Origin of the sequence: Shewanella sp. Arc9-LZ, from assembly GCF_010092445.1 — a bacterium.
Lineage (GTDB): Bacteria > Pseudomonadota > Gammaproteobacteria > Enterobacterales > Shewanellaceae > Shewanella.
In genome coordinates this window covers 678,363-697,162 of the sequence record NZ_CP048031.1, presented here as the reverse complement: position 1 = coordinate 697,162, position 18,800 = coordinate 678,363, and the positions used below count along the sequence as shown (strand labels likewise).

The 18,800-nt window shown below is 42.5% G+C and carries 15 protein-coding genes; 8 read left to right on the top strand and 7 right to left on the bottom strand.

All coding sequences use genetic code 11. The features are described 5' to 3' along the window. Window positions 1-139: 139 nt before the first annotated feature. From katB to GUY17_RS03065, 5 genes are all read right to left on the bottom strand, one after another. Window positions 140-1,600 (bottom strand): catalase KatB, encoded by a 1,461-nt coding sequence (katB, locus tag GUY17_RS03085; protein ID WP_162022266.1) that lies wholly within the window; start codon window positions 1,598-1,600, stop codon window positions 140-142. Window positions 1,601-1,863: 263 nt separating this feature from the next. Beyond that, window positions 1,864-2,106: a YgjV family protein gene (locus tag GUY17_RS03080; protein ID WP_101086174.1), complete on the bottom strand. Its 243-nt coding sequence runs from the start codon at window positions 2,104-2,106 to the stop codon at window positions 1,864-1,866. Between the two features lie 219 nt (window positions 2,107-2,325). Continuing rightward, entirely contained in the window at window positions 2,326-2,763 is a 438-nt protein-coding gene (locus GUY17_RS03075) for a PaaI family thioesterase (protein WP_162022265.1), read from the bottom strand. Window positions 2,764-2,908: 145 nt separating this feature from the next. Then, the gene (locus tag GUY17_RS03070) at window positions 2,909-3,577 is read right to left on the bottom strand and encodes a response regulator transcription factor (protein WP_101086176.1); all 669 of its coding nucleotides are present in this window, start codon (window positions 3,575-3,577) and stop codon (window positions 2,909-2,911) included. A gap of 481 nt (window positions 3,578-4,058) precedes the next feature. Then, window positions 4,059-4,682 (bottom strand): DUF2238 domain-containing protein, encoded by a 624-nt coding sequence (locus tag GUY17_RS03065; protein ID WP_162022264.1) that lies wholly within the window; start codon window positions 4,680-4,682, stop codon window positions 4,059-4,061. Window positions 4,683-4,874: 192 nt separating this feature from the next. Between GUY17_RS03065 and serA the strand changes: the two genes are divergently transcribed. The 7 genes from serA (at window position 4,875) to GUY17_RS03030 (ending at window position 15,254) form a co-directional block, all read left to right on the top strand. Continuing rightward, window positions 4,875-6,104, top strand: coding sequence for a phosphoglycerate dehydrogenase (gene serA / locus GUY17_RS03060; protein ID WP_101086178.1), 1,230 nt, complete (start codon window positions 4,875-4,877; stop codon window positions 6,102-6,104). A gap of 166 nt (window positions 6,105-6,270) precedes the next feature. Continuing rightward, window positions 6,271-7,233, top strand: coding sequence for a tRNA-modifying protein YgfZ (ygfZ, locus tag GUY17_RS03055; RefSeq protein WP_101086179.1), 963 nt, complete (start codon window positions 6,271-6,273; stop codon window positions 7,231-7,233). A gap of 145 nt (window positions 7,234-7,378) precedes the next feature. After that, window positions 7,379-8,083: an ABC transporter ATP-binding protein gene (locus GUY17_RS03050; protein WP_101086180.1), complete on the top strand. Its 705-nt coding sequence runs from the start codon at window positions 7,379-7,381 to the stop codon at window positions 8,081-8,083. A gap of 4 nt (window positions 8,084-8,087) precedes the next feature. Beyond that, window positions 8,088-10,685: an ABC transporter permease gene (locus GUY17_RS03045; RefSeq protein ID WP_162022263.1), complete on the top strand. Its 2,598-nt coding sequence runs from the start codon at window positions 8,088-8,090 to the stop codon at window positions 10,683-10,685. Continuing rightward, window positions 10,682-11,860 (top strand): lipocalin-like domain-containing protein, encoded by a 1,179-nt coding sequence (locus tag GUY17_RS03040; RefSeq protein ID WP_254439857.1) that lies wholly within the window; start codon window positions 10,682-10,684, stop codon window positions 11,858-11,860. The genes GUY17_RS03045 and GUY17_RS03040 overlap by 4 nt, the downstream gene beginning before the upstream one ends. Window positions 11,861-12,237: 377 nt before the next feature. Beyond that, complete coding sequence (gene napA, locus GUY17_RS03035; RefSeq protein ID WP_101086182.1) at window positions 12,238-14,721, top strand: nitrate reductase catalytic subunit NapA; 2,484 nt, start codon at window positions 12,238-12,240, stop codon at window positions 14,719-14,721. A gap of 101 nt (window positions 14,722-14,822) precedes the next feature. Continuing rightward, complete coding sequence (locus GUY17_RS03030) at window positions 14,823-15,254, top strand: nitrate reductase cytochrome c-type subunit (RefSeq protein ID WP_101086183.1); 432 nt, start codon at window positions 14,823-14,825, stop codon at window positions 15,252-15,254. A gap of 133 nt (window positions 15,255-15,387) precedes the next feature. Here GUY17_RS03030 and GUY17_RS21085 read toward each other — a convergent pair whose 3' ends face one another. Continuing rightward, on the bottom strand, window positions 15,388-15,540 hold the full coding sequence (locus GUY17_RS21085) for a hypothetical protein (RefSeq protein WP_174839623.1): 153 nt from the start codon (window positions 15,538-15,540) through the stop codon (window positions 15,388-15,390). Between the two features lie 94 nt (window positions 15,541-15,634). Here GUY17_RS21085 and GUY17_RS03025 point away from each other — a divergent pair, with 94 nt between their 5' ends. After that, complete coding sequence (locus GUY17_RS03025) at window positions 15,635-16,519, top strand: LysR family transcriptional regulator (protein WP_162022262.1); 885 nt, start codon at window positions 15,635-15,637, stop codon at window positions 16,517-16,519. Between the two features lie 106 nt (window positions 16,520-16,625). On the opposite strand, the gene fusA is transcribed toward GUY17_RS03025, so the two are convergent. Then, window positions 16,626-18,719, bottom strand: coding sequence for an elongation factor G (gene fusA / locus GUY17_RS03020; RefSeq protein WP_101086185.1), 2,094 nt, complete (start codon window positions 18,717-18,719; stop codon window positions 16,626-16,628). Between the last annotated feature and the right edge of the window lie 81 nt (window positions 18,720-18,800).

The window sequence follows — 18,800 nt, the reverse complement described above, 5'->3', positions numbered from 1 at the left end:
CCATAATTGGTTACACGCCCACATATATTAGTGATGAATAGTAAAACAGGAAGATAATGATTATCTTCCTGTTTTACTAAACAACTAATCTGTTAGCGTTAAGACCTTAATCGTCGCTTATTCTTTGGTAAAATACAGGTTACTTTGCCAAAGCCTGCTTAACACGTTGACCGTAATCAACATCCGCTTTAGTAAAATGATCGACCATTTTTTGTTGCACATCTAAGGTTGTTTGACTGAGTGTGCCCGCAATCGTTTCCACTAAACGATTTTTCTCTGCTTCACTGAAGATACGATATAGATTACCCGCTTGGGTAAAGTCATCTTGGTTATAACGACTAAAGCGTGCAGCCTCTCCTTCTAAACGTAACGGTGGTTCTTCAAAACTTGCATTTTCAGTGAGTGGTGCAACACTGTTAGGACCATAATTAACACTGGCATCACCACCGGTTTGGCTACCTTGATAAGGACACTGTGTTCCTGCCATAGCACCAGCACGTTGATGATGGTTGGCTTTAGCGGCATGCGGACAGTTAACGGGTAATTGATTGTAATTAGTCCCTATACGGTAGCGCTGCGCATCTGCATATGAAAACAAACGGGCTTGCAGCATTTTGTCTGGCGACGCCCCCACTCCTGGCACTAAGTTACTTGGTGCTAATGCCACTTGTTCAACTTCAGCAAAGTAGTTTTGTGGTAAACGGTTTAGCTCAAGTTCACCCACTTCAATCAACGGATAATCACTGTGCGGCCATACTTTAGTCAAATCAAATGGATTAATGGCGTAAGTATTGGCATCAGCTTCTGGCATAATTTGCACATTCACAGTCCAACGCGGGAAGTTAGCATCATTAATTGCTGCCACCATGTCGCGTTGTGATGAATCAGGATCTATCCCTTTTAGTATATCTGCTTGTTCGCCGGTTAAATTTACCACGCCTTGCTGTGATTTAAAGTGGAACTTAACCCAAAAACGTTCACCCTTAGCATTCCAAAACGAGAACGTGTGCGAACCATAACCATGCATTTGTCTGTAGTTAGCCGGAATACCACGGTCTGACATTAATATGGTCACCTGATGCATCGACTCTGGATTGAGCGCCCAAAAGTCCCACATTGCTTGGGGATCTTTTAAATTAGTTTGTGGGTGACGTTTCTGAGTGTGAATAAAGTCAGGGAATTTAATACCGTCACGAATAAAGAATGTCGGGGTATTATTACCGACAATATCGTGGTTACCACGAGCAGTATAAAAACGTAGTCCAAAACCGCGTGGATCACGCTCTGCATCTGCTGACCCCATTTCTCCGCCTACCGTAGAGAAGCGCATAAATGTTTCAGTCTGCTTGCCGACACCATTAAAATGATCCGCTATGGTAAATTCACTTAAATCTTTAGTTAATGTAAACGTCCCATATACACCAGTCCCTTTAGCATGTACCACACGCTCAGGAATACGTTCACGGTTAAAATGAGCCAGCTTCTCTATTAAATGCCAATCTTGTAAAAGCAGTGGACCACGTTCACCAGCCGAGATTGAATTTTGATCATCTGCTACCGGGGCGCCATTTTGGCTGGTTAAATAATTACCTTGATTCATTTTTTTGCTCCTATGTGCGGTCTACTAACCACTGCTCAATTAAGTCATAAACTGTTGCCATGATGATTTTCCTCACTCAACTCATCATTCGATGGACACATAATAGAAGCACTTCATAATTACATAAAACGATTAAAATAGATTATTGCAAACTAAAAAAACGATTATGTAATTTATTAAGGATAGGAAAAACAGATTAAAACTAAAATGCAGGCAATAAAAAAGCCAAACTGATTATTTGGCTTTATCGAGACACAATGTGACTATTCAGTGGGTGGAGTAGGCTCACGGTATAACTTCACTAAATAATAGAGATCAATTAATACAATAAAAAAGTTAACCAGCGCCACAGGGATCGCATCAATCGCGAGGCCATAAGCCACAAACAACCCTGCACCAATTAAGTTCCACCAGCGTAGTTTTTTAATGTCTGACATCATCAGCGAAATAGCCACAACGACAGAGGCTAAATATCCTACCCATTCCCAGATGTTAATACTGTCCATGGATTTTCCTTATATTAATATGCCTACACCAATGCAAGCGAGTAACAACATTAAGCTAACGTGAGTCAGTGAAAAACGTTATTGCTTAACGCATCTGTTTTTACATTCAAACAAGCAAAACGCCTTATATGCATAATACCGAATCAACAAAATTAAAACGTTGGTCTATCGCTGATTATAAGGCCTATTTATTACTAGAATTCTAGTATCTATAATAGCTTATCGCTCTACAACCGCAGCCGTCATTCGTGAAATACAACAAAGTTCACCCGCACTGTTACGAATAAGGACTTCCCAAACCGAACTGCGTTTACCTAAATGCACAGGTTTAGCCGTTGCCGTTAATTCACCATTACGTGATGCTTTCAAATGATTGGCGTTGATTTCTTGGCCGACACAATAATAACGGGTAAAGTCGACCACAAAGTTGGCGGCATAACTGGCTACTGTTTCTGCTAGTGCGACGTTCGCACCACCATGAACAATCCCTAATGGATTATGTACGGCTGGATTAGCTGGCATTGTGGCAACCATATAATCGTCGCCGATTTCAGTAATTTTAATGCCCAATGTTTGCATTAAGGTGCCCTTTCCCTGCATCCCTGCATCTAAACGAGCACAATCTTCTAAAGTGACAATGTTAAACCAAATACTCATTCTTAATATCCATCATTATTATTATTAGAAAACTCAGTGTACTGATTAGCTTACCTTTTTGAAAGAAAAACGCGATCAATAACATTAACCCATTAAAAAGGAGCCTAAGCTCCTTTTATAGTTATTCACTAAATCTATATGTACGTTAACTCACTAATTCGCAATGGCTTTGGTAGGTCTGTGCCCAACGCAATAACTCAACTCGGTTACGAGACTCCGTTTTACGGAAAATAGATGAGATATGCGCTTTTACAGTATGTTCACTAATACACAAGCGCTGGGCAATTTCTTTATTACGCGCACCGCTAGAAACAAGCTGAATAATGGTTCTTTCTCGACTGGTTAATCTTTGGAGGATGGCCACGGTATCGGCAGGGATTTCAACGTTGGTATCGAGTTGCTGAACTAAACGTCTAAAAATCTTACTGATCAGTGGACGGTCGTACCACAATTCATCAGAAACCATTTTACGCAGACCCGTCAGCATTAAGTCCATGCGTTGATCACTGTATAACAAACCCCGTACGCCTAAGAGTAATGCTGACTCTTGATCAAGTGATCCACGTTCAACTTGGTACAATGCTACAGGGACATGCTCCACTAAACGCGATACCAGTAACGGGATGCCCTTACTGTCTAAGGCCGCACCTTTTTGTGAAACAAGATAAAAGTTGTTGGATTTTTTTTCTAACTCAAGCTCAGCCGCATGTTTTACAATTCGAGTTTTCAACCCGATAGATTCTGCCAAAATAGCTAAATGGCAAGGTGCTGCGATTTGGTGCAAAAACACCAACTCATCAATATTTGAACTCATCACTCTTCTCCCTGAAAAGTACATTATTGCTCAACATACCTTGAGCACATCCTGAGGCTATATACTATACGTAAATGAAATACGTTTACTAGCCTTCAAAACTAGGCTGAGCAGATAGTTTACTTTTTGTCGTTATATTAGAGCATGTTCTTTCTTCATTCGTTAATCGCGTTACGAGATAAATCGACTCACCAAAAAAGTGGCTATTAGGTTAAGTCGGTCATTATCAATCACGATTCTTATAATAAAAAACCTTCCTATACAGCAAGCATAGTAAAAATTTGTTAGTTGATATGACTATTATGTAAGTCTAAAGTATGAATAGTAAATTTGACTGACTTTGCGTAGACTTTATCACTAACCCAAGACTGATAAGCTCATACTTTCAATTCGCTCAACATCATCAATCTCTCATCAATGCTAGCAGCCAAATTTACTCATTTTATGACAAAATAAGCTAACTAAATAAGTTAAGTGAGCCTTATGATAAAGACTGCTGGTTAAGCGCCATTTTGGTCGCTATTTGTTTATTATGAAGAGACGATAACAACAGTAAGCCACATACCCCACCAATTAATGCTAGAAACATGTCAGATTGAGTATCCCAAACATATCCTTGAGTGCCTAAAAATGCCTCGGCATTTTCACCGGTAGCAATGGCAACCCACCATTCAACTAATTCGTAAAAAGCTGAAAACGCCAACACAAAACATACTGCTAAAAACTGACACCAAGCACCTATTTGCATGACATGTTTACGAATAAATATTTCGCGAGCTAATATTACCGGAATAAAACCCTGAGCAAAATGGCCGACTTTATCGTAATTATTGCGCTCGCCGCCCATCACTTGCGCTAGCCAGTCAAATAACGGCACTTCAGCATAGGTATAACGTGCACCGACAAATAACACACAGCAATGCACTAAAATAAGTGCATAAGCTAACGTAGTCAGAGGAAAGCTTTTACGACTAAAAAATAAAATAGGTAATGCGATTAACGCAGGTATAGCTTCTAACCACCAAGTGAACATATCTTTAGGTGCGCTAACTGACCACAACAGTACTAATAGATAAATCCCTATCCATATAACCTTACTCTTCATCTTAATTCTCTCCATGAGATATTGTTCTCAAATTAGAATATAAACTTTAGCCATCTAGCCCTCTACAAGCGCTTAAAAAAGTGCTACTTTGATAATGCGCCGGAAGTCCGCATTTATATCATAACTATTAGTATAAGCATTAGTATAACCATTAGCTTAAGCACCATTTAATGATAAGAGGGTACCCATATCATGGCGAAACACTCGCTTGACAAGGATAAGATCAAAATCCTGCTGTTGGAGGGCGTCCACCAAACTGCGGTCGATGTACTAGAACGTGCAGGTTATACCAACATTGAATACCATAAAGCCTCGTTAGGCGAAGAGGCTTTGATTGCATCAATTAAAGATGCTCACTTTGTTGGATTACGCTCCCGCACCCAGCTTACTGCGGAAGTATTGCACCGTGCAGAAAAGTTGGTTGCGATTGGTTGTTTTTGTATTGGCACCAACCAAGTCGATTTAGCCACGGCCGAGAAACTGGGTATTCCTGTTTTCAACGCCCCTTTCTCCAACACCCGCAGTGTTGCTGAATTGGTGATTGGTGAAATCATCATGCTGATGCGTGGCATTCCACAGCGCAATGCCATGTCACATCGTGGCGGTTGGTTGAAGAGTGCTAATGGCAGTGTTGAAGTCCGTGGTAAAACCTTAGGTGTGATTGGTTATGGCCATATTGGTACTCAACTGGGTATTTTGGCTGAAACCTTGGGCATGAGAGTGATTTTCTTTGATATTGAAGATAAGTTACCGTTAGGCAATGCCTCTCAAGTTCACTCTATGGACAAGTTATTGGCCCAAGCAGACGTTGTTAGCCTGCATGTACCAGAAACACCGCAAACTAAAGACATGTTCGCTAAAGCTGAATTTGCTCAAATGCGTCAAGGCAGTTTCTTTATCAATGCCTCTCGCGGAACTGTTGTTGATATCGAAGACTTAGCCGATGCCCTGAAGTCAGAACATCTTGCGGGTGCTGCGATTGACGTATTCCCGGTAGAACCTAAGTCGAATGATGATGAATTCATCTCTCCACTGCGTGGCTTAGACAATGTATTACTCACACCGCATATTGGTGGTAGTACTGCTGAAGCACAGGAAAATATCGGCGTAGAAGTGGCTGGCAAACTGGTGAAATACTCAGATAACGGTTCTACCCTGTCTGCGGTCAATTTCCCTGAAGTGTCTTTAGCGCAACATAGCGGTACCTCACGCTTATTGCACATTCATCAAAACCGTCCTGGTGTATTGATTAAAATTAACCAAGCGTTTTCTGAAAAAGGCATTAACATTGCTGCTCAGTACTTACAAACCACTGCTGAAATTGGTTACGTGGTAATGGAAGTCGATTCTGATCAAGCTGAAGAAGCATTGGTTGAATTAAAATCTATTGAAGGCACTATCCGTGCGCGGGTATTGTTTTAAACTGACTTTTATAAGCAATTAACTTGAGTTAATTGTCTTCCTAAAAAAGCTACCTTGTGCACAAGGTAGCTTTTTTATTGGCTTTAAAACCATAGCCCCCTGTTGAGCATTCTATTAATCCGTTACACTCCAACCATACCGTCTTATTCACACGTTAGGGATAGTTATGACCATTTCAGTAAACCAACCAGATTGGGATTTTATCGCCACGTCTCCTGAATTAATGTTATCAAGTTTGACGCATATGGGGTTAATCGAAATCACTGGTGAGCAAGGGCGCAGTTTCATTCATGGCCAAGTCACCACAGATATTACCTCCCTTGGCACAAACGAGTGGAAATGGGGTGCTCATTGCGACCCTAAAGGTAAAATGCTCGCCAGTTTCCGTGGGTTTTCAATCGGCGATAGCTTATTCATGTTACTGCCAAAAAGTACTTTAAGCTTGGATTTACCTCAGTTACAAAAATACGCTGTATTCAGTAAAGCCGAACTCGCCGATGTCAGCAATGATTATCAAATAATGGGTATTGCTGGCCCAAAAGCACAAGCCTTTGCAACTGAACATTTTGGCGATGTATCGCAACCACTTAACCTTGTTGAGCAAGGTGTGATTATTCGTGATGGTGAACGTTTTATTGCCATTATTAACAATGCAGCAGCACAAACCATTATCAGCCAATCGGGACAAACATTGTTTGCTGCAAGTGCATGGCAAGCATTGGAAATTAAAGCCGGTTATCCAAACATAGATGCCGCTCATTCCGGCCAGTACGTTGCGCAAATGTGCAACCTGCAAGCCATTAATGGCATTAGCTTTACCAAAGGCTGTTACATGGGCCAGGAAACCATTGCCAGGATGAAATATCGCGGTGGCAATAAACGTGCATTGTATATTTTGTCTGGTACTACCAAGCAAACCATCAGCACTGACACTCAATTAGAAATTGCCCTTGAAGGCGGCTTCCGTCGTGGTGGCAATATCATTGAATGCGTCCAATATGGTGACAAGGTACTGCTTACCGCGGTGTTGCCAAATGATACCGAAAACAACGCTCAACTTCGTATTACCGGAGATGAAAGCTCACAGCTAACTATTATCGAGTTGCCATATTCTTTAGCAGATGCTTAATTAATTGATGTTGTATCTTCATTAAGCGAGCCATTGGCTCGCTTTTTTATTTTTTGAACATTAATGATCTATATCACGTATATTATTGATAATATTACTCTGTTTATTCAGAACTTCAATTAAGCTAATTCGTTATGGAGCGACTATGACTACTATCGTCACCTTAGAAAATATTAGTAAAGGGTTCCGCGATGGCGAGTCATTTCATTCGGTGCTTAATCACGTCAACCTGACTTTGCAGCAAGGTCAAACTATCGCATTAACCGGGCCTAGCGGCAGCGGTAAAAGTACCTTACTGAATATCATTGGTGGCTTTGAAACCATAGACAACGGTGACATGTTAATCCGTCAGGCTGATAACATGCGATCGGTGACAAAGTGGCAAGATAAGCAATGGAGCCAATATCGACGTCAGTCGCTCGGGGTTATATTCCAACAATTTAACTTACTCACACCATTAAATGTGCGCGACAACATTCAATTTTCACTGGCGCTAAATCAGTTAGCATGGAGCCCTTGGTGTGATGAACTTTGCCACCAGCTAGGATTAACGCCATTGTTAGACCGCAACGTTGAAAACTTATCCGGTGGGCAACAACAGCGAGTGGCTATCGCGCGGGCATTAGCTCACAAACCACAACTCATATTAGCCGACGAACCGACAGGTAATCTTGATCAACACGCCGGATTACAAGTCATGCAACTACTTACCGAACTCGCTCAACAAGCCAACTGTTGTATTTTAATGGTGACTCACAGCGAACAATGTGCCGCATTTATGCAGCATCGCTGGCACGTCGAAAATCAGCAGATTGTGATTAACCCTGCTGACATGACGTTGCAAGGTTAAGCCCATGACAACTAACTCTTCATCATACTTATTCTCAATTAAGCGCTTAAGGTTATGCTTGCACCTGTTTGCCAGCCATTATCGTCATGCCCCCCTGCAAGCCAGTGCTATTTTACTGGGCATCATGCTCGCGGTAACGTTACTGATTGGCGTATACGCCACCAACGAAAACGCCAAACAAAGCTATGGCAATGTATCCGAACTAATGAGCCAACAAGCTCGCTTATCGATTAGCCACCGTACAGAAAGCAGTATTGATGAGGCAGTTTATTTTGCATTAGCCAATGCAGGATTCAATACCATTGCCAGCATTGAAGGCATCGCAACCGATGAACAAGGCCGATTATGGCGGGTTAATAGTAGTGATGTAGTTGCCGCTATGACCAGCAACATGCAACAGCAAAAATCAGGTGCTAGCTCATCGATAACAGCGACGCATATTCCGCTAGCAGAATTACTGGCAGGCAAACCCAAAGTGCTAATGTCGGCAAGCCAGCGCGAACGTATGAATAAAGTGACCAACAACACTGACCGCATAATACTGAACGACACTGCTGTTGAACTCGTTGCCATTGATGATTCGTGGGGGCTTGGTTCGGCAATTTTGGCCGATATCTCACTCGCTCAGCCCTTGCTGAATATGCAGGGTAAGTTAAGTTACGTTGCCGTATTTGATTCACCCTCTTCAAATGCAAATATCTCAGACCCAAACGAATCAGAAACAGATGAGCAATTGATAGCTCGATTAACGAACACCCTAACCCAAGCAGGTATTGATACCAGTAAGCTAAATTTCACCACCCAAACGAGTGAAGGCGAATCGCTTACCGCCCTCACTGCCAGCTTTCATCTTAATCTTGATGCCATGAGCATGTTGGCCTTTGTTGTCGGCTTATTTATTGCCTACAACGGGGTTCGTTATAGCTTAATGAAGCGTCAAAAATTGCTGGTGCAAATCATGCAGCAAGGGCTCGATAGGCGCACCATCATGCTTGCCCTAAGCATTGAAATAGTCTGTTTAGTGTTTATTGGCTGTGTATTAGGTTTTATTGTCGGACTGCAATTATCGCAATGGCTACAACCTATGGTCGCCATCACTCTTGAACAGCTTTATGGCGCCAAATTATTACCCGGAAACTGGCAATGGCAATGGTTTGCACAAGCACTCATATTAACCTTGTCAGCGGCATTTGCTGCTTGTATTCCCATGCTGATAAACCTGATTAACACCCCACTTGCGCAAGGGGCTCAAAAACAACCACAAAGCCAACAATTCGGCATTATTCATTGGCGACAATTTATCATCGCAGCATTGCTAATCTTAGTGTGTACTATCGCCTTCGCCTTTACCGAACAGTATCGCCATAGCCTAGTATTACTGGGTATTCTCTCGGTTGCGATTCCGTTATTGTTACCTCAATTTTTACATTGGGGAGTTAACTTACTCAGTCCATTTATGCCTAAAGGACTGTGGCAATACGTGATTGCCGAAACCAAAGAGATTATTGCTCCTCTCGCGCTGGCGATGATGGCAATGCTGCTAGCTCTGTGCGCCAATATTGCCATGAACACCTTAGTGGGCAGTTTTGAAATTACCTTAAAAAAATGGCTCGATGCCCGTTTGCATGCAGATTTATACATTAGACCCAATCCGAACCAAATCGATACATTAACGATATTATTGGAACAAGATCCCAAGGTTGAAGCGATTTATGAGCAATGGACTGTCGACAGCAACCTTAATCGAATTGAAACGCCGCAAACACAGGTTGCTATCCACCTTGTCAGTCGTGACCATTTGTCTTTAACCGAAACAACTGTATTTAAAACCACAGCCGATGACTTTTGGACAACATTCACAGCAGGTGAAAGCCTGATGATAAGTGAACCATTATCGATAAAATACCAACTCAATATAGGCGATAAAGTTCAGCTATCGCAACTTGGTCAAGCTAGCTTGAACATTGGCGGAATTTATTACGATTACGGTAATCCCCAAGGCGAAGCGATTATTACTCAGTCCTTATGGCAGCAATCTCAATTACCCGCCAAACCCATTAGCCTAGCCGTGTCTTATCAAGGTGATATTACTCCACTACAAGACAATATTAGCCAGCAAATCAATCTGTCTTCTGCTTACATGTATAGCCAGCAGCGAATTAAAACTGAAGCGATTAACATATTTAATAAAACATTCTCAATCACTGTAGTGCTTAATAGCTTAACCTTACTGGTAGCTGCCATTGGCTTATTCAGTGCCTGTATGATGCTAACGCAAGCGAGGCAAGCACCATTAGCCCGCTTGTATGCTCTAGGTGTTAGTCGTAATCAATTACGGATGATGGTGTTAGTGCAAATGCTATTTATCGTGTTATTAACCTGCTTGGTCGCGTTACCGACAGGCGCGTTACTGGGTTATTTATTAATTCATAAAGTCACGTTACAAGCATTTGGCTGGAGCATCGCCATGGTGTGGGATTGGGCGGCATATGCTCAAGTGGTGATCATTGCTGTGGTCAGTTGTTTACTTGCAGTGTGTTTACCTTTGTATTGGCAAACCAGAAAACCCTTGATATCCAGCTTGCAACAGGAAGCACTATGACCTCTTTCACTTTCAAGAGCGTACTCAACGTCGCGTTCAAAACTGTTAGCTACAGAGTGCAGAAGCAATGGTTGATGGTCATTGTCTTTCCTCTTAGCGCATTGCTAGTGGCTTGCTCTCCTCAGCAAAATGTTGCAGTAAAACAGTCTACCATTAGCAGTATGTCGTCAGCTTCTGCTGAAGGTTATAGCGAAGTAATTCAAGGTAAAACCTTACTCTTTCCGCAAGACCACTTAGCTCACGATGACTTTAAAATTGAGTGGTGGTATTTAACCGCAAACTTGACCACCGCTGCAGGTGAAGATGTAGGCGTGCAATGGACTCAATTTCGTATCGGAATGACACCACCAGTAAGCCTTCAAGCGACAACAACGAATAATTGGGTGACCAATCAGCTTTACATGGCACATGCCGCGGTAACCACAAATACTGAACATTTAATGGCCGAAAAATGGTCACGAGGCCACCCACAACTTGCAAGCGTTAAACCACAACCATTTGAAGTACATTTACAAAACTGGCAATGGTTAAGTCAGTCTGACAGTCTGTTTCCGGCCACATTAAATGTCGCTAGTGATAAGTTTAGTTATCAATTACAGCTAAACAGTCAGCAACCTCTGCAATTACAAGGCGATAAAGGTTATAGCAGCAAAAGTGCAGACCAAAGCGTGGCATCTTATTATTACAGCCAACCCTTTATTGATGTAACGGGTCTAGTTACCCGTCATGGTGTTACTGAAAAAGTCAGCGGTAAAGCTTGGCTTGACCGCGAATGGAGTTCACAATTTTTAACCAAGGCCCAGCAAGGTTGGGATTGGTTTTCACTGCGTTTAGACGACAACTCAACGTTAATGGCATTTAGACTGCGCGGCGAAAATGACCAAGCACATTTTTACAGTGCTAGAAGGATGTTCGCTGATGGTAGTGGTCACAATATTAATAGCCGAGACAACCCTAATGATATCGATATGCAACCCACTCAGTGGCAACAAACGGCATTAGGCAATCATCCTATTGCATGGCGAATTAACATTAACAGTGAAGCCATCGACGTCACAACTCAAGCCGTTAACCCCAACAGCGACATGCCAGTATCAACCTCATATTGGGAAGGCCCCATTACGATTAAAGGCAGCCACCAAGGTCAAGGTTATATGGAGCTTACGGGTTACTAGGCTTGTTTACCATTCGAGTGGAATGCGCTCTCGAAGATAAGCAAGCCTTGGCCTACCTACAAAGATCATACCTCTCAAAATCTCAATTTCCCATTCCTTGATACCATGTTAGCAACAGAGTACCAATGGGCTTTTAATCCGCAAAAAATCTGCATCTCAAGCACAATACGCTTTACAAGCAATCTCTAAAACAGCATTTACCTAATTGTTAAAATGAGATTTACATCACGCTGAAAAATGTGACCTTGCACAACTATTAACCACTATACCCATTCTGAGGTATACCCATGTTATTAGTAAGGTCTAGACTCACTCTATCACGTCACCTCCAATGACTATCACGTACCAAGTACAACATTCTAAGAGTGAGGAACACCATGAGCATCAGTCGTCGCGAGTTTTTAAAAGCCAACGCCGCTGCCGCAGCAGCGTCGGCCGTGGGTATCGCTATTCCAATTAATATCGTTCAAGCTGCAGAAGGTAAAAGTGAAATAAAATGGGATAAAGCCCCATGTCGCTTTTGCGGTGTAGGTTGTAGTGTTTTAGTGGGTACTCGAAATGGTAAAATTGTTGCCACTCAAGGCGACCCTGAAAGCCCTGTTAACAAAGGCTTAAATTGTATTAAAGGTTATTTCTTATCTAAAATCATGTATGGCAAGGACCGATTAACCTCGCCATTACTCAGAATGAAAGATGGAAAATATGATAAAGAAGGTGATTTTACGCCAGTAAGTTGGGACGTTGCCTTTGATACCATGGCCGAAAAATGGAAAGCCAGCATAGCCAAAAAAGGCCCAACTTCTGTAGGGATGTTTGGTTCTGGTCAATGGACCATTTGGGAAGGCTACGCCGCATCTAAGCTTCATAAAGCAGGTTTTCTGACCAACAATATCGACCCTAATGCTCGCCATTGTATGGCATCAGCTGTTGGCGGATTCATGCGTACCTTCGGGATTGATGAACCCATGGGTTGTTATGATGACTTAGAAGCCGCTGACCACTTTGTATTGTGGGGCGCCAACATGGCAGAAATGCATCCCATCTTATGGGCACGTTTAACAGACCGTCGCTTAAGCCATAAAGATGCCCGCGTACACGTACTCTCTACTTACGAAAACCGTAGCTTTGACTTAGCAGATAATGCCATGGTGTTTAAGCCTCAAACAGACTTAGTCATCTTAAATTATATTGCCAATTACATTATTCAAAACAAAGCCGTAAACAAAGACTTTGTTAGCAAGCACACTAAATTTGCCCTAGGTACCACTGACATTGGTTATGGCTTGCGCCCTGAACATCCATTGGAAAAGAAAGCTAAAAACCCAGGTAGCGGTGATGCCAAACCGATTAGCTTTGACGAGTATGCTAAATTCGTTAGCACTTACACTGTAGAATACGCAGCTAAAATGAGCGGCGTACCGGCTGACAAACTTGAAATTATGGCAAAAGCTTACGCCGACCCTAACATCAAAGTGATGAGCTTATGGACCATGGGTATAAACCAGCATACTCGTGGTGTGTGGGCAAATAACATGCTCTATAACATCCACTTACTCACCGGTAAAATAGCCACTCCAGGCAACAGCCCATTCTCGTTGACGGGCCAACCTTCAGCTTGTGGTACTGCTCGTGAAGTAGGCACATTCTCACATCGTTTACCTGCTGACATGGTGGTGAACAATGATAAACATCGTGAAATTACTGAAAAACTTTGGCAAGTCCCTGCCGGCACTATTCCAGCCAAACCTGGATACCATGCCGTACTGCAAAGCCGTATGCTTAAAGATGGTAAATTAAACTGTTATTGGACTATGTGTACTAACAATATGCAGGCTGGTCCTAATATCAATGATGAAGTTTATCCAGGTTTCCGTAATCCAGAAAACTTTATTGTGGTCTCGGATCCTTACCCAACTATCACGGCAATGGCCGCAGACTTAATTCTTCCAACCGCAATGTGGGTTGAAAAAGAAGGCTCTTATGGTAACGCGGAACGCCGTACCCATTTCTGGCATCAGCTTGTTCCAACACCTGAAGGGTCTAAGTCTGATTTATGGCAGTTAGTTGAATTTTCTAAACGTTTTAAAGTGAGTGAAGTCTGGCCTGCTGAATTAATCGCTAAACAACCTGAGCTAGCCGATAAAACGTTATATGAAGTGTTATTTGCTAACGGCGTAATCAATAAGTTCCCTACCAGCGATTGTAAAGGTGCTTATAACGATGAAAACGAACACTTTGGTTTTTACCTGCAGAAAGGTATTTTCGAAGAATATGCTCAATTTGGTCGCGGCCATGCACACGATTTAGCAGACTTTGACACTTACCATCAAACGCGAGGATTACGCTGGCCTGTCGTTAATGGCAAAGAAACTACCCGCCGCTTCGTTGAAGGCAGTGACCCTTATGTCAAAGCAGGTGAAGGCTTCAATTTTTACGGTAAACCAGATGGTAAAGCCGTCATATTTGCACTGCCTTATGAACCCGCTGCAGAAGAGCCTAATGAAGAATTTGATCTGTGGATGTCAACAGGACGAGTACTGGAACATTGGCACACAGGGTCAATGACCGCTCGCGTACCTGAATTGCATAAAGCAATGCCAAGTGCTCAAGTCTTTATGCATCCTGCTGACGCTAAAGCACGTGGGTTAGCCCAAGGGGACGAGGTTACCGTGGCATCACCACGTGGAGAAATCAACACCCGAGTGGAAACCAAAGGTCGCAACAAGCCACCTAGAGGGGTGGTCTTTATGCCATTCTTCGACGCTAAACAATTAGTCAACAAGCTGCTTTTAGATGCAACTGACCCATTATCAAAAGAAACTGATTTCAAAAAGTGTCCCGTAAAAATATTTAAAGCCTAATACTGCTTTTATATTAATTGCTGCAGCTGTCACTGGATTATTACACCATGACAGCTGCGACACTCGATTTCTACATTCATTAGGATGTAACGGAGATGAAAATGAAAAAATTACTTAGCGTCGTGGCCATACTATTAAGCCTTAGCGCATATTCTGGACAACAAGCCGTAGCAGACAATACTCCTGTAAAAGTAGAGTCTCGTGTAGGTAACGTCGCCATAACCGACAACTCACCTGCTGATGCTATCGCCACCTACCCTACAAGAGGAAAAGCTATCGCGCGCAGCTTTGCAGAACAACCGCCGTTAATCCCTCACAAAGATAGCTATAGCATCACTACAGATAAAAATGGCTGTCTAACATGCCATAGCTGGGATAAAGCAAAAAGAATGAAAGCAACGCCAGTGGCGAAGTCACACGTTATAGATGACAAAGGCACATTAAATGGCATGAACTACTTCTGCGTACAGTGCCATGTTGCACAAGCAGATAATAAACAGGAGTTAGTGGAAAACACATTTACGACAAAGTAATTAGTGAAGATATAAATTCCCCCCATTCCTCAATTTGAGCAATGCCACTTCAATCGAAGTGGCATTTTTTTATCAGTGTCAGTGTTAAAACGGTACAAGTCCGAACAACAAAAGGGCTAAAAACAAACCCAGCCTAAGCTGGGTTTGTTGGTTTAGATGTCTGCTGTGTAACTGGCGAACTCGGTTCTGCTGATGTTTGTGATGTATTAGGTGATTGTATCTCATGCTTCACAGGCATCGCCGCTTGCCATAATGCACCGACCCATAAACTTGATGTTGACTTCATAACCATTGCTCCGTTTTTGTTAACGAGTTCAAAGTAATCGTTTAGGGTTCATAGGTAAAATGAATAATTACCATAGAGAGGATTCCATTTAAGCATGAACACCCCAATCAAGACCTTACAGACCTTTCTCACCATAGTTGAAACCAAAAACTTTACCCGGGCAGCACAAAAATGTTTTATGACCCAACCGACACTGACAAAAACCATTCAACGTTTAGAAGACAACATTGGTGAGCAATTGCTTATCAGGAATAATCAAACAGTAGAATTAACCCAAGCAGGACAATTGTTTGAGCAAAGTGCACGGGAAATTTTAGGCCATTGGCATCGACTACAAGAAGGTATTAACAACCTCAGTGGCTTGAAGTCAGGACGATTACGACTTGGTGTCTGTCCTATGATGAGTAGTTTAATCACTCCTTTGCTGACCGATTATCGACGAAAATATCCCGGAATCGAATTACAGATGTACGAGTATGGCGGATTTGGTTGCGAGCAAGCACTATTGAGCAACAGTCTAGATATAGCCTTTACTGCACTTCCGACAACGCATAAAACAGAGTTAGCAAGTCAACTTCTGACTAAATATCCCTTACTGGCTTGCTTACCAGAAGGCCACCCACTTGCTAACAATGCAGACATACGCTGGCAAGACTTTGAATCTTATCCCTTCATTCTTTACAACGAAGACTTTTCATTAGCAAAGTTAATTAATTATTTAAGCCGTAAAGTTGGCGTACACCTCAACATCGCCTTTCGAACAGGTCAGTGGGACTTTTTAGCCGCAATGGTTGAAGCTAACTTAGGCGTCGCGATTTTACCCGAACCCATTTGCCAACGGTTAACCAATAGCAAACTGGTATTTAAACCTATGCAACCGGCAATGACCTGGGATCTGGCATTAATATGGCGAGAGAACCTACCGTTAACCCCACCAGCCCAAGCGCTATTAACGCTCAGCAGAAACAGTCATGAATAATATCAATACTGTGTCATAACCATTTAATATCGTAGAAATCACATAAAAAAGACATAAAAAAACCGCTGCCTAGGCAACGGTTTTTATGGGCAAGTCGAAACTAGAATTACTTCTTAGCTTCAGCAGCCTTACGTTCTTTAACTTGAGCAACAACTTTCTCAGAAACGCTGTTTGGACAAGGGCTGTAATGAGCAAATTCCATAGAGAATTGACCACGGCCTGAAGTCATTGTACGTAGTGAACCGATATAACCGAACATTTCTGATAACGGTACGTCAGCTTTAATACGAACACCTGTAACACCAGCGTTTTGATCTTTGATCATACCGCGACGACGGTTAAGGTCACCAATTACGTCACCAACGTTGTCATCTGGGCTGAATACGTCAACGTTCATGATAGGCTCAAGAAGTTGTGCACCGGCTTTAGGCATAGATTGACGGAAAGCACCTTTAGCAGCGATTTCGAACGCGATAGCTGACGAGTCAACTGCGTGGAAAGCACCGTCTTGAAGCACAAGTTCAACGTCTAACACAGGGAAACCTGCGATAGTACCTGTGTTCATCATGCTCTTGAAACCTTTCTCAACAGCAGGCCAGAATTCTTTAGGTACGTTACCACCAACCACTTTAGAAGTGAAAGTGAAACCAGTGTTTTGCTCGCCAGGGCGAATAGTGTAGTCAATTTTACCAAACTGACCAGAACCACCAGACTGTTTCTTGTGCGTGTAGCTATCTTCAATTTCTTTAGTGATAGTTTCACGGTAAGCAACTTGAGGTTCGCCTACAATTAGGTCAACGCCGTAAGTACGCTTAAGAATATCAACCTTAATGTCTAAGTGAAGTTCACCCATACCTTTAAGGATGGTTTCACCAGAATCAATGTCAGTCTCTACACGGAAAGATGGATCTTCTGCAATCATTTTACCGATAGCGATACCCATTTTCTCAGAACCGCCTTTATCTTTTGGCGTTACAGAGATAGAGATAACTGGCTCAGGGAATACCATGGCTTCTAGTGTACAAGGGTGCTTAGGATCACATAAAGTGTGACCAGTTTGCACGTTCTTCATACCAACGATAGCGATAATGTCACCAGCTTGTGCTGATTCAAGTTCGTTACGTTCGTTAGCTTGCATCTCAACCATACGGCCAATACGTTCTGTTTTGCCAGTGAATGAGTTAAGGATGGTGTCACCCTTCTTCAAACGGCCAGAGTAGATACGTACGAAAGTTAACGCACCAAAACGGTCATCCATAATCTTGAACGCTAATGCTTTAAAAGGTGCATCAACATCAACGATTGCGAATTCGCCATTTTCGTTACCTTCTTCGTCAGTTAGAGGTTGTGGATCAACTTCAACTGGATCAGGTAAATAATCAACAACGGCATCTAGCAATAACTGCATACCTTTGTTTTTGAATGCTGAACCACAGTATGTTGGGAACACAGCCATTGTACGAGTACCCGCACGGATACAACGCTTAACGTCTTCAATAGATGGTTGAACACCTTCCATGTAAGCTTCTAATAAAGCATCGTCTTGCTCAAGAGCAGTTTCGATCAGCAATTCACGGTATTCTTCAACGATGTCAACCATGTCAGCTGGTACAGGCTTAATTTCGAAGTTTTCTGGTAAACCAGTATCATCCCAAATGTGAGCTTCACGAGTTAGTAGGTCAACAACACCACAGAATTCGTCTTCGATACCGATTGGTAAAACCATAACCAATGGGTTAGCCGCTAATACGTCTTTAGTTTGCTTAACAACACGTAAGAAGTCAGCACCCATACGGTCTAACTTGTTTACGAAGATGATACGCGCAACTTCAGAATCGTTAGCATAACGCCAGTTTGTTTCTGACTGAGGCTCAACGCCGCCTGAACCACAGAATACACCGATACCGCCGTCAAGCACTTTTAGCGAACGATAAACTTCAACTGTAAAGTCAACGTGGCCAGGAGTGTCAATAACGTTAAAACGGTGATCTTTCCAGAAACAGCTTACCGCTGCAGACTGAATGGTAATACCGCGCTCAGCTTCCTGTTCCATGAAGTCTGTGGTTGATTCACCATCATGTACTTCACCGATCTTATGGATCTTACCGGTTAGCTTAAGGATACGCTCGGTGGTCGTGGTTTTACCCGCGTCAACGTGAGCGAAGATACCAATGTTTCTGTATTTGGATAATTCGGTCATGATTCAACTTTAATGATTAGTTTAAGAAGTAGACGGAGCATGCGAAAAAGAACCGACACACCGCACATCAGGTTATTAAGG